General features: G+C 58.8%; 24 protein-coding genes. 8 read left to right on the forward strand and 16 right to left on the reverse strand.

The genetic code is table 11. The annotated features are described in order from the left end of the window. Positions 1-151: 151 nt before the first annotated feature. The gene (sad, locus tag DW56_RS11750; protein ID WP_024555044.1) at positions 152-1,540 is read right to left on the reverse strand and encodes a succinate-semialdehyde dehydrogenase; all 1,389 of its coding nucleotides are present in this window, start codon (positions 1,538-1,540) and stop codon (positions 152-154) included. A gap of 102 nt (positions 1,541-1,642) precedes the next feature. Here sad and ptrR point away from each other — a divergent pair, with 102 nt between their 5' ends. Next, positions 1,643-2,503, forward strand: coding sequence for a putrescine utilization regulator PtrR (ptrR, locus tag DW56_RS11755; protein ID WP_024555045.1), 861 nt, complete (start codon positions 1,643-1,645; stop codon positions 2,501-2,503). Here the strand turns inward: ptrR and DW56_RS11760 are convergent. Continuing rightward, the gene (locus tag DW56_RS11760; protein ID WP_024555046.1) at positions 2,475-2,948 is read right to left on the reverse strand and encodes a GNAT family N-acetyltransferase; all 474 of its coding nucleotides are present in this window, start codon (positions 2,946-2,948) and stop codon (positions 2,475-2,477) included. The two genes, ptrR and DW56_RS11760, sit on opposite strands and share 29 nt — an antisense overlap. Positions 2,949-3,109: 161 nt before the next feature. On the opposite strand from DW56_RS11760, the gene DW56_RS11765 reads away from it, so the two are divergent. Continuing rightward, positions 3,110-4,054: an L-lactate dehydrogenase gene (locus DW56_RS11765; protein ID WP_024555047.1), complete on the forward strand. Its 945-nt coding sequence runs from the start codon at positions 3,110-3,112 to the stop codon at positions 4,052-4,054. Between the two features lie 33 nt (positions 4,055-4,087). On the opposite strand, the gene DW56_RS11770 is transcribed toward DW56_RS11765, so the two are convergent. After that, positions 4,088-4,879 (reverse strand): PhzF family phenazine biosynthesis protein, encoded by a 792-nt coding sequence (locus DW56_RS11770; protein WP_024555048.1) that lies wholly within the window; start codon positions 4,877-4,879, stop codon positions 4,088-4,090. Positions 4,880-5,106: 227 nt separating this feature from the next. On the opposite strand from DW56_RS11770, the gene DW56_RS11775 reads away from it, so the two are divergent. Beyond that, entirely contained in the window at positions 5,107-6,318 is a 1,212-nt protein-coding gene (locus DW56_RS11775; RefSeq protein ID WP_024555049.1) for a sugar transporter, read from the forward strand. Here DW56_RS11775 and DW56_RS11780 read toward each other — a convergent pair whose 3' ends face one another. After that, positions 6,319-7,470 (reverse strand): alpha/beta hydrolase, encoded by a 1,152-nt coding sequence (locus tag DW56_RS11780; RefSeq protein ID WP_024555050.1) that lies wholly within the window; start codon positions 7,468-7,470, stop codon positions 6,319-6,321. 12 nt (positions 7,471-7,482) lie between these two features. Continuing rightward, complete coding sequence (locus DW56_RS11785; protein WP_024555051.1) at positions 7,483-8,148, reverse strand: MarC family NAAT transporter; 666 nt, start codon at positions 8,146-8,148, stop codon at positions 7,483-7,485. Between the two features lie 274 nt (positions 8,149-8,422). Here DW56_RS11785 and marR point away from each other — a divergent pair, with 274 nt between their 5' ends. The 3 genes from marR to marB all read left to right on the forward strand — a co-directional run bounded on the left by marR (position 8,423) and on the right by marB (position 9,530). After that, complete coding sequence (gene marR / locus DW56_RS11790) at positions 8,423-8,857, forward strand: multiple antibiotic resistance transcriptional regulator MarR (protein WP_024555052.1); 435 nt, start codon at positions 8,423-8,425, stop codon at positions 8,855-8,857. 18 nt (positions 8,858-8,875) lie between these two features. Continuing rightward, positions 8,876-9,250 (forward strand): MDR efflux pump AcrAB transcriptional activator MarA, encoded by a 375-nt coding sequence (marA, locus tag DW56_RS11795; protein ID WP_024555053.1) that lies wholly within the window; start codon positions 8,876-8,878, stop codon positions 9,248-9,250. A gap of 64 nt (positions 9,251-9,314) precedes the next feature. Beyond that, positions 9,315-9,530 (forward strand): multiple antibiotic resistance protein MarB, encoded by a 216-nt coding sequence (gene marB / locus DW56_RS11800; protein ID WP_024555054.1) that lies wholly within the window; start codon positions 9,315-9,317, stop codon positions 9,528-9,530. 35 nt (positions 9,531-9,565) lie between these two features. Here the strand turns inward: marB and eamA are convergent, their stop codons facing one another. Then, the gene (eamA, locus tag DW56_RS11805) at positions 9,566-10,459 is read right to left on the reverse strand and encodes an O-acetylserine/cysteine exporter (RefSeq protein WP_024555055.1); all 894 of its coding nucleotides are present in this window, start codon (positions 10,457-10,459) and stop codon (positions 9,566-9,568) included. A gap of 208 nt (positions 10,460-10,667) precedes the next feature. On the opposite strand from eamA, the gene ydeE reads away from it, so the two are divergent. Both ydeE and DW56_RS11815 read left to right on the forward strand, forming a co-directional pair. Then, entirely contained in the window at positions 10,668-11,861 is a 1,194-nt protein-coding gene (gene ydeE / locus DW56_RS11810) for an efflux MFS transporter YdeE (protein ID WP_024555056.1), read from the forward strand. A 151-nt stretch (positions 11,862-12,012) separates the two neighbouring features. Beyond that, positions 12,013-12,465, forward strand: a complete 453-nt coding sequence (locus tag DW56_RS11815) for a DUF943 family protein (RefSeq protein WP_024555057.1) — start codon at positions 12,013-12,015, stop codon at positions 12,463-12,465. A gap of 11 nt (positions 12,466-12,476) precedes the next feature. Here DW56_RS11815 and urtE read toward each other — a convergent pair whose 3' ends face one another. The 10 genes from urtE to DW56_RS11865 all read right to left on the reverse strand — a co-directional run bounded on the left by urtE (position 12,477) and on the right by DW56_RS11865 (position 26,738). After that, positions 12,477-13,175 (reverse strand): urea ABC transporter ATP-binding subunit UrtE, encoded by a 699-nt coding sequence (gene urtE / locus DW56_RS11820; RefSeq protein ID WP_024555058.1) that lies wholly within the window; start codon positions 13,173-13,175, stop codon positions 12,477-12,479. A gap of 9 nt (positions 13,176-13,184) precedes the next feature. Then, entirely contained in the window at positions 13,185-13,982 is a 798-nt protein-coding gene (urtD, locus tag DW56_RS11825) for an urea ABC transporter ATP-binding protein UrtD (RefSeq protein ID WP_024555059.1), read from the reverse strand. Next, positions 13,982-15,055, reverse strand: a complete 1,074-nt coding sequence (gene urtC / locus DW56_RS11830) for an urea ABC transporter permease subunit UrtC (protein ID WP_024555060.1) — start codon at positions 15,053-15,055, stop codon at positions 13,982-13,984. The genes urtD and urtC overlap by 1 nt, the downstream gene beginning before the upstream one ends. Then, positions 15,055-16,623: an urea ABC transporter permease subunit UrtB gene (urtB, locus tag DW56_RS11835; RefSeq protein ID WP_024562103.1), complete on the reverse strand. Its 1,569-nt coding sequence runs from the start codon at positions 16,621-16,623 to the stop codon at positions 15,055-15,057. Before urtB ends, urtC begins: the two co-directional genes overlap by 1 nt. A gap of 174 nt (positions 16,624-16,797) precedes the next feature. After that, positions 16,798-18,069 carry an urea ABC transporter substrate-binding protein gene (gene urtA, locus DW56_RS11840; protein WP_024555248.1) on the reverse strand — a complete coding sequence of 424 codons (1,272 nt, stop codon included), beginning with the start codon at positions 18,067-18,069 and terminating at the stop codon, positions 16,798-16,800. A gap of 36 nt (positions 18,070-18,105) precedes the next feature. Next, on the reverse strand, positions 18,106-18,819 hold the full coding sequence (locus tag DW56_RS11845) for a GntR family transcriptional regulator (protein WP_029697395.1): 714 nt from the start codon (positions 18,817-18,819) through the stop codon (positions 18,106-18,108). Between the two features lie 14 nt (positions 18,820-18,833). After that, entirely contained in the window at positions 18,834-22,448 is a 3,615-nt protein-coding gene (uca, locus tag DW56_RS11850; protein ID WP_024562105.1) for an urea carboxylase, read from the reverse strand. 10 nt (positions 22,449-22,458) lie between these two features. Further along, on the reverse strand, positions 22,459-24,276 hold the full coding sequence (gene atzF / locus DW56_RS11855) for an allophanate hydrolase (protein WP_024562106.1): 1,818 nt from the start codon (positions 24,274-24,276) through the stop codon (positions 22,459-22,461). 380 nt (positions 24,277-24,656) lie between these two features. Then, positions 24,657-25,760, reverse strand: a complete 1,104-nt coding sequence (locus DW56_RS11860; protein WP_024554981.1) for a cobalamin-independent methionine synthase II family protein — start codon at positions 25,758-25,760, stop codon at positions 24,657-24,659. A 207-nt stretch (positions 25,761-25,967) separates the two neighbouring features. Then, positions 25,968-26,738: an OBAP family protein gene (locus tag DW56_RS11865; protein ID WP_139152856.1), complete on the reverse strand. Its 771-nt coding sequence runs from the start codon at positions 26,736-26,738 to the stop codon at positions 25,968-25,970. Positions 26,739-26,829 lie beyond the last annotated feature (91 nt).

A 26,829-nucleotide genomic window follows, 5' to 3' on the forward strand; every position in this document is an offset into this window, starting at 1 on the left:
AGGAAGGGTACATATAAAAACAACGCCTTAGCGAACGGAACCTTTCACCACCCTCATATAGAGCCGAACAGCAACCGCCACGGCGAACGGAACCCTTCACCACCCTCACATAGACTTAATCAACAGCCACTCCGGCGAACGGAACAAACACTTAACGCCGATCCTTCCACACCGTCTGCACATTACAAAACTCATGCAGGCCGAAGTGCGAAAGCTCACGGCCAAAGCCGCTTTTCTTCACGCCGCCAAAGGCCACGCGGGCGTCGCTGGCGCTATAGCCATTGATAAATACCCCGCCGCACTCAAGCTTCGCAGCCAGCTCCAGCGCTCTGGCTTCATCAGCGCTATAGATCGTAGCGGAAAGCCCAAAGTCGCTGTCGTTAGCCAGCGCCAGCGCATGCTCCGCATCGCGGGCAACGGTAATCGCCGCAACCGGGCCAAACATCTCCTGGCGAAACGCCGTCATCTCTGGCGTAACGTTCGCAAGCACCGTAGGCGCGTAGTAATTGCCTGCGCCCGCCACTTTCTCGCCGCCCAGCAGCAAGGTGGCGCCTTCTTTAAGCGTTGCCTGCACCTGCTGGTCCAGCTCGTCGCGCAGATCGAAACGCGCCATCGGGCCAAGGTAGGTCTTCTCATCCGTCGGCGCGCCCATTACCAGCGCCTGCGCCGCAGCGACAAATTTTTGCGTGAACGCGTCGGCAATGCCCGCTTCAACAATGAAACGCTTAGCCGCAGCGCACACCTGCCCGGTGTTCTGGTAGCGCCCTGCTACCGCCGCTTTTACCGCTTCATCCAGGTCGGCGTCATTGAGCACGATAAAGGGGTCGGAGCCGCCAAGCTCCAGCACGCATTTTTTCAGCGCCGCGCCCGCCTGCGCGCCAATCGCTGCGCCAGCGCGAACGCTGCCTGTCACCGTCACGGCGGCGATACGGCTATCGTTAATCGCCGTACTTACCCCTTCATTGGTGGCGTTCACATATTCAAACACGCCATCCGGCAGACCCGCGTCTTCAAAAATTTCGCCAATCAGCGCCGCGCAGCCCATTACGTTTGGCGCATGCTTCAGCAGGTAAGTATTGCCTGCGAGAATAATCGGCACCGCGCCGCGCATCACCTGCCACAGCGGGAAGTTCCAGGGCATAACCGCCAGCACCGGCCCCAGCGGACGGTACTCGATAACAGCCTTGTTGTTCTCAACCTGCGTCGGTTCAGCGACCAGCATCGCCGGGCCGTTATCAGCATACCAGTCACACAGGCCTGCGGACTTCGCCACTTCGCCCCGCGCCTGGGCAAGCGGTTTGCCCATCTCGGCGGTGATCATCTGCGCCATCTCTTCAGCGCGGGCGCGCAGCGCAGCGCCCAGATCGCGCAGTTTTTGCGCGCGGTGCTCAACGCTTACGGTGCGCCAGTAGCGCCCGGCTTCCGCCACGCGGGCAATGGCGTGTTCAACATGTTCAGCGGTTGCGAACGGATAAGCCGCCAGGGTCTCGCCGGTGGCCGGGTTAACGGAAATCGCATGGGTTGCAGGTGAAATGGTCATAGGTACCTCGTTTTTATCATCGGTGTGGTTATATCCTGACCGCTTCCGTTATTTCTGAAAAGTGAATAATATTAACCACCCCTTTCACAAAACGAGAACACCATGGACCTTACGCAGCTTGAGATGTTTAACGCCGTCGCCGAAGCTGGCAGCATCACTGCCGCTGCCCAGCGGGTGCATCGCGTGCCATCCAACCTCACTACCCGCATTCGCCAGCTGGAAGAGGATTTAGGCGTTGAGCTGTTTATCCGCGAGAACCAGCGCCTGCGTCTTGCGCCCGCCGGACACAGTTTTCTGGCCTACAGCAAACGCATTCTTGAGCTGGTGGCCGAGGCGCGCGAGGTGGTTTCCGGCGACGAACCCCAGGGCATCTTCTCTCTTGGTTCGCTGGAAAGCACGGCGGCGGTGCGCATTCCCGAAGTGCTGGCTGAATTTAACCAGCGCTACCCGAAAATACAGTTTGATCTCGCCACCGGCCCTTCCGGCACCATGATTGACGGCGTGCTGGAGGGAACCCTGAGCGCCGCGTTTGTCGATGGCCCGGTAGCGCACCCGAGCCTTGAGGGAATGCCGGTCTACCGCGAGGAGATGATGATTGTCGCCCACGCCGGTCACGACGCCGTCACGCGGGCGCAACAGGTAAACGGCGCGAGCATTTACGCCTTTCGCGCGAACTGCTCTTACCGCCGCCATTTCGAAAGCTGGTTTCAGGCAGATCACGCCATGCCTGGCAAAATTCATGAGATGGAGTCTTACCACGGCATGCTGGCCTGCGTCATCGCAGGCGCGGGTCTGGCGATGATGCCGCGCCGGATGCTGGAAAGCATGCCAGGCAGCCACCAGGTGCAGGCATGGCCGCTTGGCGAGAAATGGCGCTGGATCAACACCTGGCTTATCTGGCGGCGCGGCGCCAAAACCCGCCAACTGGAGGCGTTTACAGCGCTGCTGCCTCGTTGTGATTAAGCGTTTTGCGCATAAACAGGCTCAGCGGGTCGGGCTGATAAGGGGCGAAGGCGTCTGTCAGCACATAACCGCAGCGGCGATAAAGCATGATAGCGGCGGGCTGCCTGATGCCCGTCTCCAGACGCAGCGTATGGCAACCCTGCGCCGCCGCTTCTTGCTCAAGCGCCGCGAGCAGTTTCTCGCCCAGCCGCTGCCCCCGATGGCGGGGGTCGATGTAAACCCGTTTGATTTCGCCAAACCCAGCCGGTGCGATGACCACCGCCCCGCACCCTACCGCATCGCCCTGCGGTGTGCGGATCAGCATAAAAATGCGGGACTCTTCTGCGCTGAGATCGGTCAGATGGTTGCTTTCGGCCGGATAAAGCTCTGTTTGCCAGGCGTCCAGGGCGGCGATAAGCGCCAGGCTTTCAGAGTGTGACGGGTCTGCATGATGAATGCGGTACATGGGATCTCCTTTTTTTCAACAGATTACGAACATCTCTCCCCTTGCGGCAACGGCCCGGACATAGCGTTTTCTTATCTTTTCCCGCAAGGCGCAATCCGCGTTTTTCCTGCGCTGGCGTAAGCGTTACTCTAAGCGGAAACGCCACCTGATCAGGAACTGCCATGAACACAAAACCCCGTAAAGTAATGATTATCGGCGCGGGCAATGTCGGCACCGCCGCCGCCTGGGCTTTACTTAACCAGACTATCTGCGAGGAGCTGATCCTCGTCGACCTCGACAAAGAGCGGGTTGAAGGCCACCGCCAGGATTTAAGCGATGCCGCCGCCTACATGCCCGGCATGATCACGGTTTCCACCCGCGACGCCAGCGATTGCCAGGATGTGGATATCGCCGTCATCACGGTTTCCGGCGGGCCGCTCAAGCCTGGCCAGACGCGGCTTGATGAACTGACTAACACCGCGCGCATCATAAAAAACATTGTGCCGCCCATGATGGAAAACGGCTTCAACGGCATTTTTCTTATCGCCACCAACCCCTGCGATATCATCACCTGGCAGGTATGGAAACTCTCCGGGTTGCCGCGCGGCCAGGTGCTGGGCACCGGCGTCTGGCTCGATACCACCCGCCTGCGCCGCACCCTTGCCGAAACGCTGGAAATAGGCCCGCAGTCTATCGACGCTTTTATTCTCGGCGAGCATGGCGACTCGCAGTTCCCGGTCTGGAGCCACTCTTCCGTGTATGGCTCGCCCATCGCGGATGTTTATCGCCGCAAAACCGGCACGGAGCTGGATAAAGCGGCGCTGGCGGATTACGTGCGCCGTAAAGGCTTTGAGATATACGCCCGTAAAGGCTGTACCGAGTTCGGCATCGCCGGCACCATTGCGGAAATTTGCCGTAATATTTTCACCGGCAGCCACCGGGCGCTGGCCGTCTCGTGCGTGTTACAGGGGGAATATGGCGTGGACGAGGTCGCAACCGGCGTGCCTGCGGTGCTGGCGCAGAGCGGCGTTCAGCAAATCATTGAGCTGAAGCTTGCTGCGGATGAAGAAGAAAAGTTTCGTCATTCGGTGGATGTCATCAAAGCGAATATCGCCCGCCTGCCCTGAAGAAAGGCCCCGCCACGGCGCGGGGCCTTTTGTTTAGCGCAACATTACCTTGCCGATAAGATAGGTTGCCGCCTGGCCGCCTATCAGCACGCGCTCTGCGTTCCACTGGCAGCGCAGTTCGCCGCCGCGTGCGGAAACCTGCTTCGCCAGCATGGTGGTTTTGCCAAGCTTTGCTCCCCAGTAAGGAATGAGCATGCTGTGGGCGGAGCCGGTTACCGGATCCTCCGCCACCGCTTCGCCCGGGCAAAAAAAGCGGCTGACGAAATCATACTGTTCGCTGCGCGCCGTGACGCAGACCATTTTATTGAGCGGCAACATGGCGTGAATGTCCGGGCGAAGGTCGCGCACCTGCGCCTCCTCTTTCAACACCACCAGATAGTCGCGTCCGAGCCGCACCTCTTCGTATTCGCTGATGCCAAGGGAATCAAGCAGCAGCGGCGGCGGCGCAACGACAGGCTGCGTCTCCCAGGCAGGAAAATCGAGCGTCAGCCATTCACCGTTGCGCGTGACCTTCAGCTCGCCCACAAAACGGGTGGAGAAACGAATCTCTGTGTGCGGGTAGTCAAGGTGCTCGAAAATGACGTGCGCGGCGGCAAGCGTGGCGTGGCCGCAAAGGTTAATTTCATAGCGGGTGGTGAACCAGCGCAGTTCAAAGCCGTCGTCGGTACGCACAAAAAAAGCGGTTTCCGACTGGTTGTGCTGCTGCGCCATCGCCAGTAGCGTTTCATCCGGCAGCCATTCCACCAGCGGACAGACCGCGGCGGCGTTGCCGCCAAAGGTTTTCTGGCTGAACGCGTCCACCATATAAAAGTCAATTGCCTGCATAGTCTTCTCCTGTTGTTATTCTCGTTGCCCACTGAACATGACACGCCGCCCGGCGCATGGCAAAAGATTCTTGGGTCTCCTGGATCCAGCAGCGAAACGCCGTTCGGCGCCGCTTCGCCCAGGGTAAAAAATTGAGACCTGAGTCACAAAAACATTGTATTGCCCGCCACGAAGGTTTTAAGATCGCTTCCTCTTCTTTGTTAACTTCAACCAGCGCGATATTTCCTATGACGATGAACAACACAGTTTCACGCAAAACCGCGTGGCTGCGCGTGGTTACGCTCGCTGTCGCGGCTTTTATCTTCAACACCACCGAGTTTGTGCCAGTGGGTCTGCTCTCTGACATTGCGCACAGCTTCGGCATGGAGTCCGCGCAGGCGGGCATCATGCTGACCATCTATGCGTGGGTGGTGGCGTTGATGTCGCTGCCGTTTATGCTGCTGACAAGCCAGGTCGAGCGCCGCAAGCTACTGCTTGCGCTGTTTGCGGTCTTTGTCGCAAGCCACCTGCTGTCGTTCCTCGCCTGGAACTTCACGGTGCTGGTGATTAGCCGTATCGGCATCGCCTTCGCGCACGCTATTTTCTGGTCGATTACCGCGTCGCTCGCCATTCGGCTGGCGCCGGCGGGCAAGCGTGCCCAGGCGCTGAGCCTGATAGCTACCGGTACAGCGCTGGCCTCGGTGCTGGGGTTGCCGCTCGGGCGCATCATCGGACAGTATTTCGGCTGGCGCACCACCTTCTTCGCCATCGGTCTTGGCGCGCTTGTCACCATGGTCTGCCTGATGAAGCTATTGCCGAAAATGCCGAGCGAGCATTCCGGTTCGCTGAAAAGCCTGCCGGTGCTGTTCCGCCGTCCGGCGTTGATCTGCATCTATGTGCTTACTGCCGTGGTGGTGACGGCGCACTTCACCGCCTACAGCTATATTGAGCCGTTTGTGCAGAACATTGCCGGGCTGAGCGAGAACTTCGCCACTTTCCTGCTGCTGGTGCTCGGCAGCGCAGGGATTATCGGCAGCGTGATTTTCGGCAAGCTTGGCAACCTGCATGCCTCCACGCTCATCAGCAGCGCCATCGGCGTGCTGGTTATCTGCCTGTTGCTGCTGTTGCCTGCGGCCACCAGCGCGGTAAACCTGACGGTGCTGAGCGCCTTCTGGGGGATCGCGATTATGCTGATTGGCCTTGGCATGCAGGTAAAAGTGCTGGCGCTGGCGCCGGACTCTACCGACGTCGCGATGTCGCTCTTTTCAGGTATCTTTAACATCGGCATCGGCGCGGGCGCGCTGTTGGGCAACCAGGTGAGCCTGCATCTCTCGATGTCTTCAGTCGGGTATGTGGGCGCCATTCCGGCGCTGGCGGCGCTGGTCTGGGCGGTGGTGATTTTCCGCCGCTGGCCGGTGGCACTGGAAGAAGCGCCGCAGCACAGCCACAGCGCGAGCTGATCAGCCTGCGTTCAGCACCTCGCTGACTACGCCCTCCTGCCAGAAGAACCACGGGTTCCATGTCAGGCGGGCGTGCACTTTTCCTTCCTCACGATATCCCCAGTCCGAATACCAGACCGTTTCGCCTTTTAAACAGCGCTGCGCCTCTGCCTCTCCCTGGCCATTAGCGCAAATTATCTCTTTGCCTTCGCGCCCGTAATAAGGGTTGTCCGGGGCGAACAATACCGACATATGGGAAAACTGGCTGATGCGCGCTTCGGGCATAAAGTCCGGCTTCACCAGCACGCGGGAAACGCCTGCCACTTCGCGGCGCGGCGAGCCGTACCAGATAACGCGGCTGGCAGGATGAGTAAAACGCTTATCGAAATTGTCGACAATCCAGCCGGTATCCAGCACCGAGTCATGTTCCGCAAGCACCATTACTACCGGCCGGTTCCAGGTTTGCTCGTTTAACAAACGCTGCACGGCGGCGCTGGTGTGATAAAACTGCGCGAAACCGTTGGTCGGCACGCGCAGATAGCGGGTGGCGATCTGCTGTGGAAAAACCTTGCCCGGCGGGCGCAGCCAGTCGCGGAACAAGGCGGCGAAAGGCGCGAGGAAATCGTAGCGGGTGCTGGATTTTATCGCCGGTGAAAAGAGCGCCACTCCCTGAACGTCCGGGTGCGTCATGGCGTATTCCAGCGCCAGATTGCCGCCAGTGGAGAAGCCGCCAATGTAAAGCTTACCGGCGTCGCGGGCCAGGATCGCCGCCTGCTCCTGTACCACGCGTCGCCATGCGTCAACCGAGACATAAAGCAAATCGCCAGGGCGCGTGCCGTGGCCCGGCAGTAACAGGGTGCGAACCAGAAAACCCTTTCGCGCCAGCGCCGGGCCGATATCGCTGAACGAGCCGGGGGAATCGCCAAGCCCGTGAATGAGCAATATGCCCTTTTCAGGCCTGGCGGCGGCGGGCCGCCACTCCTGCGGCGTATTCCAAGCAAGCTCCTGGTTTTTATCCAGCGTCTGGAAAGCGCGCCTGGCCGCTACCCAGTCGCGGGTCTCCTGCTGGTAGCGCCTGAAGCTGTCTTGTCCGAGCGGCGCCTGCGGCCCGCTGCGCTGCTGGCACCCCGTCAGGATCACCAGCGCGATAAAAGCAACGATAACCGCTCGCATCCCTGCTCCTTCTTACGGGTAGGTGGAGATGATCTCCAGCACGCCGTTAATAATGAATTGCACGCCCATGCAGACCAGCAAAAAGCCCATCAGCCGGGAAATCGCTTCTATGCCGCCCTTGCCCACCAGCCGCATCACGCCGCCGGAGCTTCGCAGGCTGACCCACAGGATGAGACTGACCAGCAGAAATATCAGCGGCGGCGCCACGCTAATCACCCAGGCGGGAAAACCTTCGCCGTGGCGCACCGTTGAGGCGGAGCTGATGATCATCGCAATGGTGCCCGGCCCGGCGGTGCTGGGCATCGCCAGCGGCACAAACGCGATGCTCGCTTCCGGCTCGCGGGCCAGCTCCTCGGTTTTACTCTGCACTTCCGGCGCGGCATGCCCTTTCTGCGGCGGAAAAAGCATGCGAAAGCCAATAAACGCCACAATCAAGCCGCCGGCAATGCGTAAACCGGGAATCGAAATTCCGAACGTGTCCATCACCAGCTGCCCGGCATACCACGCAACCATCATTATGATGAATACATAGAGGGCGGCCATTTTCGCTTCGCGGTTGCGATCATCACGGCTCATATTACCGGCAAGCCCGAGAAACAATGCCACTGTTGTCAGCGGGTTGGCCAGCGGTAAAAGCACCACCAGACCGAGGCCCAGCGCTTTGAATAAGTCCACCATGGTTATTTCCTCTTATCGGTTAACCGCCCGGCGGTGACTGCCTCTCAACCGCCAGTTTAATTCACTGGAAAAAACTATCAGAGCGATACAGGAAACCAATTAAAGCCCATTTTTTCAGTCATTAAGGCTTTAACCGTGCCATCTCACGGTCATGAAACGGCGATAAATTGACTCGTTTTAGCAGATCGTGTGATCGGCAAATTCATTCATTTGACTTATGCTTGCCTGGGCAATAATATCTGCCGTGACTAATCTACTTGCCTGAGCAACTATCGTGAAAAACACCGGCGATCTGTTTAACGACATTATCCCTCTTGGGCGTCTGATTCACATGGTGAATCAAAAGAAGGATCGCTTGCTCAACGATTATCTCTCTCCGCTGGATGTCACCGCCACGCAGTTTAAGGTGCTGTGCTCCATTCGCTGCGAAGTGTGCATCACGCCGGTAGAGCTAAAAAAAGTGTTATCCGTAGACTTAGGGGCGCTTACCCGCATGCTGGACCGCCTGGCATGCAAGGGCTGGATTGAGCGCCTGCCCAACCCGAATGACAAGCGTGGCGTGCTGATTAAGCTTACGCCAGAAGGCGCATCGCTGTGCGAGACTTGTCATCAGCTGGTTGGGCAAAACCTGCATCAAGAATTAACAAAAAACCTGACGGCAGAAGAAGTGGCAACCCTTGAATACCTGCTCAAAAAGGTACTGCCTTAACAAAAAAGAGGTATGACGATGTCCAGACGCAATAATGATGCCATTACTATTCATAGCATTTTGGACTGGATCGAAGAGAATCTGGAAACCCCGCTGTCGCTGGAGAAAGTCTCCCAGCGCTCTGGCTATTCCAAATGGCACCTGCAAAGAATGTTTAAGAAAGAGACCGGCCATTCGCTCGGTCAGTACATTCGCAACCGTAAACTGACGGAAATCGCCCGTAAGCTCAAGCAGAGCAACGAGCCGATACTCTATCTGGCGGAACGCTATGGGTTTGAGTCGCAGCAGACGCTCACCCGGACGTTCAAAAACTATTTCTCCGTGCCGCCGCATAAGTATCGCGTGACTAACATGCCGGGCGAAGCGAAGTATCTGCATCCGCTAAATCATTAACAGCGACAGGCGCGAGCCTGCCGTTTTTATCATCGCCGTCTGAAAAGACGTAACCGAGGAAATCATGAAACGTATTGCAAGCGCTACTCTGTTTTTGCTGGCGCTGGCGTCTGGCGGCGCCATGGCGGATCAAACCGCCGCGCTGAGCCATAAAACGGACCGCGACGCGATGGTCCTGCCTGGTGCTGCGAATCAGTCGCCTTTCGACTTTAACCACCGCGGCGCCGGAAGCGATAAATCCGACGAGTTAGGCGTTCCTTATTACAACGCCTCTCGCTAAAACGTTTGCCCGGCTGTCGCCGGGCTTTTTTTGCGTTATGCCCGCGCCGCTCGCCGCACGCGAAAACCGAACACGTTAATATACAGCCCCGCCATAATCAGCACCGCGCCAAGCAACTGCACCAGGCTCAGCGTTTCGCCAAGCAGCAATGCCGCGCTGGCAAGCCCTACCACCGGCACCAGCAGAGAGAGCGGCGCCACGCGCCAGGTTTCATAACGCCCGAGCAGCGTTCCCCAAATCCCGTAGCCGATAATAGTGGCGACGAACGCCAGATAAACCAGCGACAGCACCGTGGTGATATCGATTGAGACCAGGCTTTGCAGTATTGCCGCCGGGCCGTCGAAAATCAGGCTGGCGACAAAAAACGGCACCACGGGCACCAGCGCGCTCCAGACCACCAGCGACATGATCGCCGGCGGCTGCTGCAACTGCATGATCTTCTTATTAAAAATATTGCCGAACGCCCAGCTCAGCGCGGCGGCGAGCGTCAGCATAAAACCGAACAGCGCCACATGCTGGCCGCTCAGGCTGCCTTCAACCAGCACCAGTACGCCAAACACCGCAAGCGTAATGCCGGCTACCTGCTTAAATTGCAAACGCTCTTTAAAGACAAAGGCGCCAAGAAGAATGGTGAGGAAGGCCTGCGCCTGTAACACCAGCGACGCCAGCCCGGCAGGCATACCAAAACGAATGGCGCAAAAGAGAAAGGCGAACTGCCCGAAGCTGATAGTCAGGCCATACCCCAGCAGCAGCGAAAGCGGCACTTTCGGGCGCGACACGAACAGCAGCGCAGGGAACGCCACCAGCAAAAAGCGCAGCCCTGCCAGCAACAACGGCGGCATCGCGTGTAGCCCGACTTTTATTACAACGAAATTCAACCCCCATGCCACCACCACCAGCAGCGCCAGCAGCCCGTCTTTACGCGTCATACCCTGCCCCTGTCTTTATTAAAATTTTGTTAATACTTCACCATACCGGAATCGGATGATGAGAGACAGATCACTAAATTATGGGGGCGAAAAAGAAGCTGCGAAACTTGTTCAGGGGTGTACAAGCCCGGAGGGTGCGTGTTATTGCTTAAAAAAGCGAATCATGGCTCATGCCGTTCCCTCCCCGTCACGCAAAAAAGATAAGAAAATGCTATCGAAAACAAAAAGATCGACCGCCACGCTGCTGGCCTCCTCGCTGTTACTGACGACAGGACGCGGCGCCACGCTGCCTTTTATGGCGATTTATCTGTCAAAGGCCTATCAGATGTCTGTCGACGGCGTGGGCGCGGCGCTGACCCTCGCCATGACCATGGGCGTCCTGTTCAGCCTGGGCTTCGGCGTGCTGGCGGACCGCTTCGATAAAAAACGCTATATGCTGATCGCCATCGCGATATTCATTGCGGGCTTCGCCGCGATCCCGCTGGTTAATAACGCCACGCTGGTGGTGCTGCTCTTCGCCGTTATTAACTGCGCCTATTCTGTTTTTTCCACCGTGCTGAAAAGCTATTTCTCCGACACGCTGGGCGTTGGCGTCCGGGCGCGCATCTTTTCCCTCAACTACACCTTTGTGAATATCGGCTGGACTATCGGCCCGCCGCTCGCTACCTGGCTTGTGCTTTACGGGCTGAATATGCCTTTCTGGCTGGCGGCGTTTACCGCCACGATGGCGTTGCTGATGATTCTGTTCTTTGTGCTTCGCGTCTCGGCGATGGCGGGCGCCAACCCGACATCCGCCGCCGCGCCGCCGCTTTCGTTGCTCTGGCGTGACCAGCGGCTGCTGTGGTTTACCGGCTCGGCGTTTCTGGGTTCGCTGGTCGCCGGTTCCTTCGCCATTTGTATTTCTCAGTATGTTTTAACTTTTTCCGACAGCGCGCTCGCTCAGGAGGTGGTGGCGGTCGTGTTGCCGGTGAATGCGATACTGGTGGTTTCGCTGCAATATATGGTTGGCAAACGCATCCGCGCCGACAACATTCGCCGGTTGATGTTTTACGGCACGCTCTGCTTCATGCTGGGTCTGGCCGGGTTTCTTTTTTCCGGCACGTCGCTCTGGATGTGGGGGCTGGCGGCAGCGGTGTTTACCATCGGCGAGGTAATTTATGTTCCGGGCGAATATATGCTTATCGATAATATCGCGCCGCCCGGACTGAAAGCAGGCTACTTTTCCGTGCAGTCACTCGGCTGGCTGGGCGCGGCGTTTAACCCGCTTTTTACCGGCGTTATGCTGACAACCTTCCCGGCCTGGTCGCTGTTTGTAGCCCTGATGGTTTGCTCATGGGTGGCATACCTGATGATGTTAAAAGGCATGCGCGTAAAACCGGTTGAGGCGATGCAGGCGGGCTGATTAATACCGATTTTTACTTAATTAATGTCTATTTTGAGGCGCCTGATGGCGCCTTCACTATGTATAAAACATTTATCTTGAACGATCGCATTGGTGTAATTTATTGTTATTAATGGATTTATATAGAAATAGAAATGGGAGGAAGCCGTTAATGAAAAAGGGAATGCTTATATCATTAATAACAGGATTGCTTATCGTCAGCATTTATTACTGGAGTAATCATCGGCAAGTCCAGGTCATTGATGCGCACCACAATACCTGGACGGCGGAAATAGTGGTTGACCATTTTCCTTTTTCTAAAGCAGCCCGTATTGAATGGTGGGAAAATAATAATGAAAGCATATTAAAAAAATATAACATTCCTGAGCACGGAGCGGGTGGGCCTGATTATTTTACCATTTACGCGTTTGGTAAAGGCTATCAGCAACTGGCGAGAGAAGACCGGCTTTGCTTCGACGATATAAAACCGCCTTATAATTGCATTGATAAAAATATACTCATGACTGTTAATCGTGATCGTAACGGTGACGTCAGATTCAGTTTTGAAAACGCAGCCTATATTAAAAAAAATGGCAGACTTATAGAAATCGAAAATGCCCCATAAGGGGCATTTTCTCAAATCGCCACCAGCCTTCTTACGCCTTCAGCTTCCATATTTGCGCCTTGCCCGCGCTGAACGATCGCGCCGCGGGACATCACCAGATAATTATCCGCAAGACCGGCGGCGAAGTCGTAAAACTGCTCCACCAGCAGAATGGCCATATCGCCGCGCGAGGCGAGCTGGTGGATAACCGCGCCGATCTCTTTAATCACCGACGGCTGGATGCCCTCGGTTGGCTCGTCCAGGATCAGCAGTTGCGGCCGGCAGGCGAGCGCGCGGCCAATAGCAAGCTGCTGTTGTTGTCCGCCGGAGAGATCGCCGCCACGGCGCTGCTTCATCTCTTTGAGCACCGGGAAAAGCGCGTAAATCTCCTCCGGCACCGCTTTCGCCTGGGCGCTGCTAAATCGCGAAAGCCCCATCAGCAAATTTTCTTCTACCGTCAGGCGCGGGAAAATCTCGCGCCCCTGCGGCACGTAAGCGATGCCCGCCTGCACGCGCTGGTGCGGTTTATCGCGGGTAATAGTTTTACCCTGCCAGTTCACCGCGCCGGAGCGCGCCGGAATAAGCCCCATCAGACATTTCAGCAGCGTGCTTTTACCCACGCCGTTGCGACCAAGCAGGCAGGTCACTTCGCCAATGCGCGCTTCAAACGACACGCCGCGCAGAATATGGCTGCCGCCGTAATACTGGTTCAGTTCGTTAACTTCTAACATGGCGGCCCCTTAGCGTCCGAGATAAACCTCAATCACCTGTTCGTTTTCCTGCACGTCGTTAAGCGATCCTTCCGCCAGCACCTGGCCCTGATGCAGCACCGTCACCCGGTCGGCAATGGTCTCGACAAACCCCATATCGTGCTCCACTACCATCAGCGAATGTTTACCGGCAAGCTCGCGGAACAGCTCGGCGGTATACTCCGTCTCGGCGTCGGTCATGCCTGCGGCGGGTTCGTCCAGCAGCAACAGGTGCGGCTCCTGAATAAGCAGCATGCCGATCTCCAGAAACTGCTTTTGCCCGTGGGAAAGCGCGCCCGCCTGGCGGTGCCGCTCCGCCCCCAGGCGAAGCGTGGCGAGCAGGCTGTCTATGCCATCGCGCTGCTCGCCGCTCAGTTTTGCCCGCAGGCTTGCCCACACTGACTTGTCGCCCTTTTGCGCAATCTCCAGGTTTTCAAATACCGTCAGCGCTTCAAACACCGTCGGCTTCTGAAACTTCCGGCCTATCCCTTTTTGCGCGATGGTTATCGGGTCGAGCCGCGTTAAATCGCTGGACTGATCGTAAATCGCCCTGCCGCTCTGCGGCCGCGTTTTACCGGTAATGACATCCATCAGCGTGGTTTTTCCCGCCCCGTTCGGGCCGATAACGCAGCGCAGTTCGCCCACGCCAATATTGAGCGTTAAGTTAGTGAGCGCCTGAAAACCGTCAAAGTTGACGTTGATGTTTTCAAGCTGAAGCACCGGGTCGGTTTGCTCGCGATAGCGGTCCGTCAGGTGCTGTCGGGTAAAAAGCCCTTCGTCCGGCTGCATTATTTCTCTCCTTTGCGTAACAGGCCAATCACGCCGCGCGGCAGAAAGAGCGTGACGAGAATAAAAATCAGCCCGAGAAAAAGCTGCCAGTATTCGGGCATCAGCACGGTGAAGACGCTTTTCGCGCCGTTGACCGCCAGCGCGCCGATAACCGGCCCCACCAGCGAGCCGCGCCCGCCCAGGGCCACCCAGATAGCGGCTTCGATTGAGTTAGTGGGCGACATCTCGCCGGGGTTGATGATGCCGACCTGCGGCACATAGAGCGCGCCCGCCAGCCCGCAGAGCACGGCAGAGAGCGTCCAGACCAGCAGCTTAAAGCCGCGCGGGTCGTAGCCGCAGAACATTAGCCGGTTTTCCGCATCGCGCACCGCCGTCAGCACCCGGCCAAACTTGCTGCGCGCCAGCGCCAGTCCCACGGCCAGGCTTAACAGCAGCAGCAACACCGTCGCGATAAAAAGCGCGATGCGGGTGCCGGTGGCGGTCACTGAAAAGCCAAGCAGCGTCGTGAAGCCGGTAAAGCCGTTGTTGCCGCCAAAGCCGGTTTCATTACGAAAGAACAACAGCATGCCCGCGAAGGTCAGCGCCTGGGTCATTATCGAGAAGTAAACGCCTTTGATTTTGGAACGGAAGGCGAACCAGCCAAAGAGCAGCGCCAGGCCGCCGGGGATCATCACCACCAGCGCCATCGCCCAGGCGAAATGCTGCGTTCCCCACCAGAACCAGGGCAGCTCGCTCCACGAGAGAAAAGACATAAAGGCGGGCAGGCCGTCGCCCGCCGCCTGGCGCATTAAATACATGCCCATCGCGTAGCCGCCCAGCGCGAAGAAAAGCCCGTGGCCGAGGGAGAGCATCCCGGCGTAGCCCCAGACCAGGTCCAGCGCCACCGCCACGGTGGCATAGCAGAGCATTTTGCCAAGCAGCGTCAGCGTATAAGTGGAAAGGCTGAGCGGATGGCTTGCAGGCAGCAGCGCCAGAAACGGCAGCAACAGCATCGCCGCCAGCAGCGCGCCGCCAAGCCAGAGGCTAAGACGCGGCGCCTTGCGCGCAAGCGTCAGGGTTAATGGCTGGCTCATTAGTCGATGACCCTCCCTTTAAGGGCGAACAACCCCTGCGGGCGTTTCTGGATAAACAGCACAATCAGCACCAGGATCAGGATCTTGCCGAGCACGGCGCCGGTCTGCGGTTCGAGGATTTTATTGAAAATGCCAAGCCCAAAGGCCGCCGCCACGCTGCCGGCAAGCTGGCCCACGCCGCCCAACACCACCACCAGAAAGGAGTCGATGATGTAGCCCTGGCCCAGCTCCGGCCCCACGTTGCCAAGCTGCGACAGCGCCACGCCGCCAAGTCCCGCGATGCCGGACCCCAGCCCAAAAGCCAGCATATCCACCCTTCCGGTGGGCACGCCGCAGCAGGCGGCCATCGCGCGGTTTTGCGTCACCGCCCGCACGTTCATGCCGAGGCGCGTTTTATTAAGAATGAGCCAGGTAAAAAAGAGCACCAACAGCACGAAACCGATCACCGCCACGCGGTTCCACGGCAGGATAAGGTTTGGCAGCACCTGCACGCCGCCGGAAAGCCACGCCGGGTTCGCCACCTCCACGTTTTGCGCGCCAAAAGCCATACGCACCAGTTGAATAAGCATCAGGCTGATGCCCCAGGTGGCGAGCAGCGTCTCCAGCGGGCGGCCATAAAGATGGCGGATGACGGTGCGCTCAAGCGCCATTCCCACCCCGGCGGTCGCCAGAAAGGCGACCGGCAAGGCAAAAACGGGATAAAGGAAAAGCCATTGCGGCGCGAATTGCGCAAAAGCGTTCTGCACAAGCCAGGTGGCGTAAGCGCCAAGCATCAGCATTTCGCCATGGGCCATGTTGATGACCCCAAGCAGGCCGTAAGTGATGGCAAGGCCCAGCGCCGCCAGCAGCAGGATGGAGCCGAGGGAAACGCCCATAAACGCCTGGCCGAGCAGCTCGCCCAGCCACAGACGCCGCTCAATGTTTCTCAGGCTCTCCGCCGCCGCTTCGCGCACCCGCGCATCCGGCTCATGGCTGGCTTGCGTAAAAGGTTGCAGCCGCGCCTGGGTTTCCGGCTCCGACGCCGTGCCGAGCAAGGTGACGGCCCTGAGGCGCACCGCCGCGTCGGGGCTGGCGAGCTGTAAAGTAGCGAGCGCGCCCGCCAGCGCAGCTTTCACCTTCTCGTCGGTTTCTGCGTTGAAGCGCGCAGAGAGCAGCGGCAGCATGTCAGGCGTGGCGTCGTGTGATAACGCCCGCGCCGCCTGCCATCTTTGCGTGACGTTGTCACTCACCAGCCGATGGGTGGCGAGCGCGCCCGCGACCAGATTGCGCAGGCGGTTCGTTAAGCGCAGTTTTCGGGTTTCGCCCTGCGGGCTTTGCGCCTCGCCAAGCGGATGCAGCGCTGCGCCATCATCCGCGAAAGGGTGTTTATCCGCATCCAGCACCACGCTCTCCCGTGAGAGCGCATTCAGCAAAGGAATACGCGCCGGGTCTGGCGCCGCGGCCCAGCGCTCGAGCAAGGCTGTCTGCTGAGCGCGGCTGGCGGCGGCGAAAGTATCCGCGTCCGTGGCGCCAGCCAGACAAGGCAGCAGCAGCGAGACGACCATTATCAGCCAGCGTGTGAATGTCATTGCGGTCTCCTTGTGAGCCCATGTTTATGCGCCGCCTTACCCCCGGCCTTCCCTGAAAAACAGAGGAAGAAAACGTGATGAGCGATGCAGACGCTTTGGCGTTCGCCGGGCCTCTCCTCCTGATGAGGAGAGGCCTAAGGTGAAAGGCGAGCGCCGCCAGCTTTAAGCGGGAAATTAATTGCTGGCGGTCTTAACCGGCTGGTCCGGTTTTTTATCATTGCCCGCAATATACGGGCTCCAGGGCTGGGCGCGGACCGGAGCATCGGTCTGCCACACCACGTTAAACTGACCGTTGCTTTCAATTTCGCCGATCATCACCGGCTTATGCAGATGGTGGTTCGTGGCGTCCATGGTGAGCGTAAAGCCAGACGGCGCGTTGAAAGATTGCCCGGCCATTGCGGCGCGTACTTTATCCACGTCGGTGGTGCCTGCTTTTTCTACCGCCTGCGCCCACATATGGATGCCGACATAAGTGGCTTCCATCGGGTCGTTGGTGACCACCGTGTCGGCATTCGGCAGCTTGTGCGCTTTGGCGTAGGCTTTGTAATCAGCGACAAACTTCTGGTTAGCGGTGTTGTCGACAGACTCAAAGTAGTTCCAGGCGGCGAGGTTGCCCACCAGCGGTTTCGCGTCAATGCCGCGCAGCTCCTCTTCGCCCACCGAGAACGCCACGACCGGCACGTCGGTCGCTTTCAGCCCCTGGTTTGCCAGCTCCTTGTAAAAAGGCACGTTAGAGTCGCCGTTGATGGTAGAGACCACTGCCGTTTTACCGCCGGCGGAGAACTTTTTAATATTGGCGACGATGGTCTGGTAGTCGCTGTAGCCAAACGGCGTGTAGACCTCTTCGATATCTTTATCCTGGACGCCTTTGGAATGCAGGAAGGCGCGCAGGATCTTGTTGGTGGTGCGCGGGTAGACGTAATCGGTTCCCAGCAGGAAGAAGCGTTTTGCGGCTCCGCCATCTTCGCTCATCAGGTATTCCACTGCCGGAATGGCCTGCTGGTTCGGCGCGGCGCCAGTGTAAAAGACATTCGGCGACATCTCTTCGCCCTCGTACTGCACCGGGTAGAAGAGCAAACCGTTCAGCTCTTCAAACACCGGTAAAACCGACTTACGCGAAACCGATGTCCAGCAGCCAAAGACGGCGGCGACTTTATCCTGGGTTAATAACTGGCGGGCTTTTTCAGCAAACAGCGGCCAGTTGGAGGCCGGGTCCACCACCACCGGCTCCAGCTTTTTGCCAAGCACCCCGCCTTTGGCGTTGATTTCATCAATGGTCATCAGCGCCACGTCTTTCAGCGGCGTTTCAGAAATGGCCATGGTGCCGGAAAGCGAATGCATAATGCCGACTTTAATGGTCTCTGCGGCCTGCGCGCTGAAGGCGAACCCCATGCTGACCACCGATGCGGAAAGGGCAAAAGCTTTTAACAAAGTACGACGATGCATAACGATGTCTCCTGATAAGGTGTGCTGTGTGTACGATTAATCTCGCGTCTCCCGCCGCGCCTGGTGCAGGGCGTGGAGCGTAATTTTTCGAACCTCTTTCTGGCTTTGGGCAATGTGGTCGTGCAGCCGGGCGCAGGCCTCCTTCAGGTTGTGGTTAAGAATGGCGAGCAGGATCTGCCCATGCTCGGCGTAGGTAGCGCTGATGCGCGCCGCTTCGGTGAAATCCATGCGGCGTACAATGCGAATTTTCTCGGTAACGTCGCGATGCACCCGCGCCATTTCCGGGTTGCCGGCGGTGTCGACCAGCGTCATGTGAAACTGCTCGTCATGGCTTGCCACCGTCGCCCCGTCGGTAAGCGGCGGGCTGTCGACCCAAAAGTGCCTGAGCATTTGCAGCGGCAGCGGGCGCACATCCGTCGGCAACGCGCAAAGCCGTTTCACCGCTTCCAGCTCCAGCACCACGCGCAGGTCGTAAAGCGCTTCCAGATGGTCGAAATCGACATGCCGCACCTGCCAGCCGCTGCGTGGCTGAACATCGAGATACCCTTCCTGCTCCAGCAAATGCAGCGCCTGGCGCACCGGCGTGCGGCTCGCGCCCATGCGCGCCGCAAGGTCGTTTTCACTGAAGCGGTCCCCCGGCAGCAGCTGGAAATCGAAAATCTCCTGCTTGAGCAGCCGGTAAATGCGTTCGCCCTGGCCTTCCTCGCGGCGCTTGCCGCGAGGTTCTGGCCTTTGCCAGCCTGCCTGCATCGGCATCTTCTCCGTCAGCCCAGCCACAGCAGCGCGTCGCCGGGTGAAACGGGCCGCCCCTGCTGGCAACTGATGCGCGACACCACACCGTCGCTGGGCGCATGCACCATCAGCTCCATTTTCATTGCCTCCACCACGACCAGCGGTTCGCCCTGGCGCACGCGCTGGCCCGGTTCGACAAGGATTTTCCAGATATTGCCGTTGAGGTCGGCGCTTACCAGCTGGCCGCTCTGCTCCTCCTGCTCCTGTATGGCCACCGGCTGCGTCTGCTCTGCCGCCGTGTTTTCCTGCGCCTGCCAGCGCGTGACTTCGGCGCTGAAGGCCGCCTGCTGGCGCTCACGGAATGCAGCGATATCCCCGGCGTTTTCCGTCAGGAAGCGGTTGTAGGCGGCGAAATCAAACTCGCTCTCTTCAATGCGGATATGGGCGCGCCCTTCGCGGAAAGCGTCGCGCAAGTCGGTTAACTCCGCTTCGCTTACCGGGTAAAAACGCACCTGGTCGAAAAACTTCAACAGCCAGGGCTCTTCGCCAAACTGCGCGTTCTTCAGGAACTTGTTCCAGATAGGCAGCGTTCGCCCCACCAGCTGATAGCCGCCGGGCGAGTCCATGCCGTAAATGCACATGTACATGCCGCCGATACCAACGGTGCCTTCGGCAGTCCAGGTGCGCGCCGGGTTATATTTTGAACTGAGCAGGCGGTGGCGCGGGTCAACGGGCACCGCGCAAGGGGCGCCGAGATAAACGTCGCCCAGCCCAAGGATTAAGTAGCTGGCATCGAAAATAATGCGCTGCACGTCGTCACGGCTGGCAAGTCCGTTGGCCCGGCAGATAAAGTCGACATTGTTCGGCAGCCAGGGCGCTTCGTTCCTGACCGTTTGCTGATAACGCTCCACCGCGGCGAGCGTCGCGCTGTCTTCAAACGCCATCGGCAGATGGACAATGCGTGACGGAATTTTTAACTCGCTGACGTCGCCAGGCTCTTTGTCCAGGCTGAGCAGCAGCGCCATCAGCTGGCGCTGCGAGATACGCTGGCTGTCGTAGCGCACCTGCAACGAGCGCACGCCCGGCGAAAGCTCCTCCACGCCCACCACGCCGCTTGCGCGGATCGCCTGCATCAGCAGGTGTACCCGCAGGCGCAGCGCCAGATCCATTACGTTGTCGCCATACTCAACCAGAATGTAGTTATCGCCCGCCTGTCGCCATACGGCGGCGGGCAAGCCGTTGCGCGCCGGCGTCTCGGCTAAAATCGCCGCGCTTGAGGTGGCGGATGGCGCAATGCTTGCGCGCACGTCCGGCAGTGCATTGACCGCGCACAGGTTGGTCACAGCCACCTGCTGGGCTATCTCCAGCGACTGGGCGTGTTCAAAACTGATGGGATGAAAGCGGATACGATCGCCCGGCTTCACCTGGCCTACTTTCCACAGTTCCGCTTTCGCGATAGTCACCGGGCAGACGAAACCGCCGAGGCTTGGGCCATCGCGGGTAAGAATGACCGGGAAATCGCCGGTGAAATTGATAGCCCCAATGGCGTATTCGCAGTCGTGTACGTTCGAAGGATGCAGCCCCGCCTCGCCGCCGTTGGCTCTTGTCCACGCTGGCTTCGGTCCTGAAAGCCGCACGCCCAGCCGGTTAGAGTTGTAATGCACCTGCCATTCGGCGTCGAAGAAGGCGTTCATCGATTCCGGGGTAAAGAAATCCGGCGCGCCATGCGGCCCGTAAAGCACGCCTATTTCCCATACATCGCCATAGCGCGGCAACAGCGCCGGTTCCGGCGTTTGCGGCAGCGCGATGGGCGGCGGCGTGGTGCAGGCGGCAAGCTCCGGGCGCGAAATCGCCAGAATATCCGCTACCTTCAGCGTGCGTCCGGCATGGCCGCCAAACTGCCCCAGCGCGAAGGTCGAGCGGCTGCCCAGATAAACCGGCACGTCAATGCCGTTACGCACGGCAAGGTAGGTGCGACACCCCGCGCGGGCGCGGCCGAGCTTCAGCGTCTGCCCCGCTTTCACCACTACCGGTTGCCACAAGGCTACCGGCTCATCGTCAAGCGTCGCCGGGCAGTCTGCGCCGGTCAGCGCGATAGTCGCCGCGCTGTGAAAACGCAGCGTCGGCCCCTGGAGGGTGAACTCCAGCCCCGCTGCCGTCGGATGATTGCCGACGATACGGTTAGCGAGCCGGAAGGCGAAATCATCCATCGGCCCGGAAGGCGGCACGCCGATATCCCAGTAGCCGGTGCGCCCCGGATAATCCTGCACGCTGCTCCATGTTCCCGGCGCCAGCACTTCAATGGCGTGCGCTTCGTAGCGTACGTCGTCCAGCAGCCGCGTCCACATGACGCCAGCGGTAAATTCCGGCAGCTTCACTATCTGGCGCAGGTAGTCGAGGTTGGTGGCGATACCGTGCAAACGGGTGGCGTTAAGGGCGATAGTGAGTTTTTCCAGCGCCTGCTGGCGGGTTTCGCCGTGCACGATGATTTTGGCGATCATCGGGTCGTAAAATGCGCTCACTTCTGCGCCCGTCGAGACCCAGCCGTCCACCCGCACATCCGCCGGAAAATAAACATCGGTTAATACGCCAGGGCTCGGCTGGAAGTTTTTCAGCGGATCTTCCGCATACAGGCGCACCTCAATAGCCGCGCCCTGCGGCTTGCGGGCGAGGGCTGACCAGTCCAGCGGCTCGCCCGCCGCCACGGCGATCATGCATTCGATCAGATCAAGGCCTGTGACGCACTCGGTTACCGGATGTTCAACCTGCAAGCGGGTGTTGACCTCCAGAAACCAGAACTGGTCGCAAGCGGCGTCGTAGATAAACTCAACGGTGCCTGCGCTGCGGTAGCTGACCGATTCACCCAGCGCAACCGCCGCCGCATGCAGCGCCTCGCGCGTCGCCTGCGGCAGGCTGGGCGCCGGCGTCTCTTCCACCACTTTCTGGTTGCGGCGCTGGAGCGAGCAGTCGCGCTCGCCAAGGGCCGCCACGCGGCCTTTGCCGTCGCCTAAGATTTGCACCTCAAGGTGACGGGCGCGGTCGACAAACCGTTCAAGAAAGACGCCGTCGTCGCTGAAAAACTGCTGCCCCTGCCGTTTAACGCTCTCCCAGGCCTCGCGCAGCGCCGTTTCGTCCGCGCAGCGGGTCAGGCCGATGCCGCCGCCGCCCGCGGTGGTTTTCAGCATCACCGGGTAGCCTATCTCCTGCGCCGCGGCGCAGGCCTCTTCCAGCGTACGCAACAGGCCGGTGCCCGGGGTCATGGGCACGCCCGCGGCGGCGGCAAGCGCCCTGGCGCTGTGCTTGAGGCCGAAATCACTAATTTGCCGCGACGTCGGGCCGATAAACACAATCCCCGCGGCTTCACACGCGGCGGCGAACTCCGCCCGCTCCGAGAGAAAACCATAACCGGGGAAAATTGCCTGCGCCCCGCTCGCCTGCGCGGCGCTGAGGATTTTATCGACATCAAGATAGCTTTCGCTCGCCTTCTCGCCGCCAAGCGCAATGGCGCAGTCTGCATCGCTTACGTGCCGGGCGTTGCGATCGGCGTCGGAGTAGACCGCAACGCTTTTTATGCCCATTTTTTTCAGGGTGCGAATGGCGCGACAGGCGATTTCGCCGCGGTTAGCAATCAATACCGTGGTAAACATGGCGCACTCCTCAGGCGGTCTGATGGCGGGCGAGCCAGGCTTTCCAGCCGCCCCAGGAGGTGATATCCGTCGCGTCCGCAAGTGCCTGCGGCTCGCAAATAAATCCTTTCACCTGACGGCCGTCGGCAAGCGTAAGCGTGCCGATACCGAGCGGCGCAGGAATTTCCGCCACAAATTCGCCAAAGCGGGCGAGCGGAATGTCCCACAGCTCCACTGCAATCGGCGCGCCTTCCGCCATGCGCGCCAGGCCCGGTTTCGGCGGTGTGGTATTGGCAAGGGCAAAAAGGCGGTAGCGGGCGTCTGTCGTGGTCTCCTCGACAAACACCGCATCGCGGGTGGTGAGCTGGAAATTCAGCGGCATGCCGCGCAGGTGCGCGCCGACCACCGCCAGGCGAACGTGTTCTTCGCTGCGCAACGCGGGCTGCGGTGCGGGCAGCGCCTTGTTCGTCGCGCCGAGCGGCAGCGTGACGGCCTGTTGCCAGAGCGCGCCGAAGCGGGCGAGCGCGCCATCGCGCCATGCCGGGGCAATCAGGGTAATGCCCGCCGGCAGGCCGTCGTCGCGAAAATCCGCAGGCAGCGCCAGCGCGCAGAGATCGGCCAGATTGGTGAAGTTGGTGTAATAGCCGAAATGCGAGTTATAGCGCACCGGCTCCGCTTTCATCTCTTCCAGGGTGTGAATCGTGGGCGACGTGGGCACTACCAGCGCATCAAACCCGGCAAGCTGCGTCTGGATATGGCGCGCCAGCTCCGCACGGGCATATTCCGCCCGCCAGGCATCGCAGGCGCTAAAGCGCACCCCGCTTTCGACTATGCCGCGCACCGTCGGGTCCATCGCCTCGGGCTGGCTTTGCAGCACAGCGCCCACCGCCACGGTACGCTCGGCGACCCAGGCGCCTGCGTAAAGCTGCTCCGCCAGCGCGCGAAACGCAGAAAAATCAATGGGCACCAGTTGCGCGCCGAGCGCTTCCAGGCGCGCCAGGCTTTTCTCAAACGCCGCCTGGCTCTTCTTGTCGCCATAAAATTCCAGCACGTCCGGCACGGCCAGACGCGGCGCGGGAGCGAAGCGAGCAGGCGCCGTGCGGGGGTTATGGCGGGAATAGGCGTCCTGTTCGTCATATCCGCCTGCGATGCGCGCCACGGTATACGCATCTTCAACCGTCAGGGCAAAAACGGATACGCAGTCGTTCAAACGGCAGGCGGGCACCACGCCGTGGGTGGAAAGCCAGCCTTTGGTGGGCTTCAGCCCGACAATATTGTTAAAGCCTGCGGGCACGCGCCCGGAACCGGCGGTATCTGTGCCGAGCGCAAACGCAGCAAGCCCGCGCGCAACCACGGAAGCGGATCCGGAGCTGGAGCCGCCGCTGACATAATCGGGGTTGAAGGTGTTCGGCACCGCGCCATAAGGCGAACGGGTGCCGACAAGCCCGGTGGCGAACTGATCAAGATTGGTTTTGCCAATGACAACGGCGCCTGCGGCTTTGAGCTTCGCCACGACGGTAGCGTCCCGTTCCGGCGAGTAAGCAAAGGCGGGACACGCGGCGCTGGTGGGCATGCCGACCACGTCGATATTGTCTTTCACCGCGAAAGGCACGCCAAAGAGCGGAAAGTCGTCCAGCGTTTTTTCACCCGACGCCAGCGCCGTTAACAGCGGCTCGATTTGGCTGGCGATAAGCGCCCGGCTGGCTTTGAAGATCCACGCCGGATCGTTATTTTCCGGGGCGTCGCTGAACGCGGCATAAATATCGGCGATCCGTTTTGGATCCTGAAGAAACTCCCTGCGCCATTCACTCAGGGTTAATGGCATAAAAAGCGGTTGCGCGGTCGTCATTTGCTGGCATCCCATCTGGTATACAAGATGGAATAGCGTTAGCAATTAGGATGCCACTATTTATAATTCCTTTAATATCAATTGGATATTATAAATTTAATTCAACAAGGACGGTTCACCTTTATTACAAAGCGTAAATAACAGCAATGGTTCTCCGCTATGGTGCAAAGCCGCTTCATAAATGTGCAGCGCGTGAAAAGATAATTAAAAATGATGGTCTGAGGGTAACGTAACAGCTATTTGCTATTGATAACGCGCCCGCCATAATCACGTTTAACGCCCCTTCCCCTTTTTCCTGACCATAAAAAAAGCGGACAGCTTTCGCCATCCGCTCTGCAAACCGGGAATATCTCCTCCTTTGCAGGAGGGAAACGTTATTGTTACCAGACCTCGTTGGCAATACCGGTAACGAGGCGCACTTTATCCCACTGTTGCGCTTCGCTCAGGCTGTTGCCCTCTTCGGTGGAGGCGAAACCGCACTGCGGGCTGAGGCAAAGCTGGTTAATGTCGACATACTGCGCGGCTTCTTTAAGACGCGCTTTCACCAGCTCCGGGTTTTCCAGTTCGCCGTTTTTGGTGGTGATAAGGCCCAGCACCACCTGCTGCTTGCCCGGACGAATAAAGCGCAGCGGCGCAAAGTCACCGGAGCGGTCGTTATCATACTCCAGGAAAAAGGCGTCGATATTTACGGTGCCGAACAGCACTTCGGCTACCGGCTCATAACCGCCTTCGGAGATCCAGCTTGAACGGAAGTTGCCGCGGCAAACGTGCAGGCCGATGGTCAGATCGTCCGGCTTGCCTTCCAGCGCTTTGTTCAGCACGCGGGCGTAAATCTTCATCAGCTCATCCGGATCTTCGCCGCGCTCACGCACTTTTGCGCGCTGTTCATCAGAGCAAAGATAGGCCCACACGGTATCGTCCAGTTGCAGATAACGGCAGCCTGCGTCATAGAAAGCGCGGATGGCGTCGCGCCAGGTGGTGGCGAGATCGTCAAAATAGTCGTTCAGATCAGGGTAGACCGTGCGGTCGATAGCTTTGGCGCCGCCGCGAAAATGCAGCACGCTTGGGCTGGGAATGGTCATTTTCGGCTCGGCGTTACCGCTTACGCTCTTCAGATAACGAAAATCTTCCAGCATCGGGTGATCGCCAAAACCGACCTTACCCACCACGCGAACGCTCTGCGCTTTGGTCTGGATGCCGTTGAACTGGATCCCCTGATCCACTTCATAAAGCTCTACGCCCTGCAAGGCAGCGAAAAAGTCCATGTGCCACCAGGCGCGGCGGAATTCGCCGTCGGTCACGACATGCAGGCCGCAGGCGCACTGCTGCGCGACGCTCTCGCGAATGGCCTCGTCTTCTGCTTTGCGCAGCGCAGCGGCGTCTATCTGGCCTGCGGCAAACTGCTGGCGCGCCTGCTTAATGGCGTCCGGGCGCAGAAAACTGCCGACTACATCGGCGCGAAACGGGGCGTGTTGACGTTGCATGTTTTTCTCCTGACCCTTGCTGACTTAATTGCGCAAGGTGATAGTTATCTGGGTGAACTTTTAGACATCTGGACGGCTATATGTCCAAATAATGACATGAGAAGCGCGCATGAGCAAACGAGGAAATTTCATCTGTGTTGAAAAAAATTCATTTAAAAAAAATCCCCACCGAAGTGGGGAAAAAAGTCAGGCATATAACGAGAGAAATTAAGGATTCGGTTTGGCGTCGCTGTCGGTGACGCCGGGAATCGGCTGCGACGGGCGCTTAAACTTGCCGTTAAGGGCATCCACGCCGCTCTGCGGCCTGGCGTCGGCCTGCAAATCCTGGCGCGACTGACGAATTTCATCGGTATTAACGTTAAGCTTTTTATCGCGCTCGCTGACCAGTTCCGGTTTTGCCTCACCGTCGCGGTTGAACGACCACGCGAGCATCGGCGGGCCCAGCGGCAACGTGGCGCCCTGTTCACCCGGCCCGCCGGTATGCCACACATGCCAGGTCTTACCGTAACTGTTCATTTTATCTTTCATCAGCCGGTGCTCAGCCACTTTCGGAATGCCTGGCGCAATCAGCTGGCCGCTGAGAATTTCGCCATTATGAGGATGCCAGTACTGGCGCTCTTCCTGGGGAAGCGTTGCAAAGAGTTTTTCGGAGATAATATATTCCACGCCGGTCATATTGGCGTTTTTAGTATTGCCATCAAATAAGACGCACTGGGCGAAATCCTGATTGACCTGATGACAATAATGGTGCGCTTCCATTTGGTTTTCGGGATCGTCTTTCATCGGGTGAAAGCCCACCAGATAAATATCGAAATCCTTTAGTGGCGTATTGCTTTGTAATAATGCAGCGCCGCCTTCAAGCACCTGGGTTGTCGTGGTTTTATTATCGCCAGGCGGCGTTGGCTTTTCTGCAAGCAGAGGAAACGGAGCGGTAAATAACGCTAAGGCGACGCACAGAGGCAAATAAGTTTTCATCATTTTACGGTCTTAATCAGTAAGGTACGGCGAAAAACAAACGGCCTCCGGTATGGGCAACCCCATACCGGAGGTACGTCAGGCAAGCCGTTGC

The sequence above is a fragment of the Franconibacter helveticus LMG 23732 genome (assembly GCF_000463115.2).
Taxonomy (GTDB): Bacteria; Pseudomonadota; Gammaproteobacteria; order Enterobacterales; family Enterobacteriaceae; genus Franconibacter; species Franconibacter helveticus.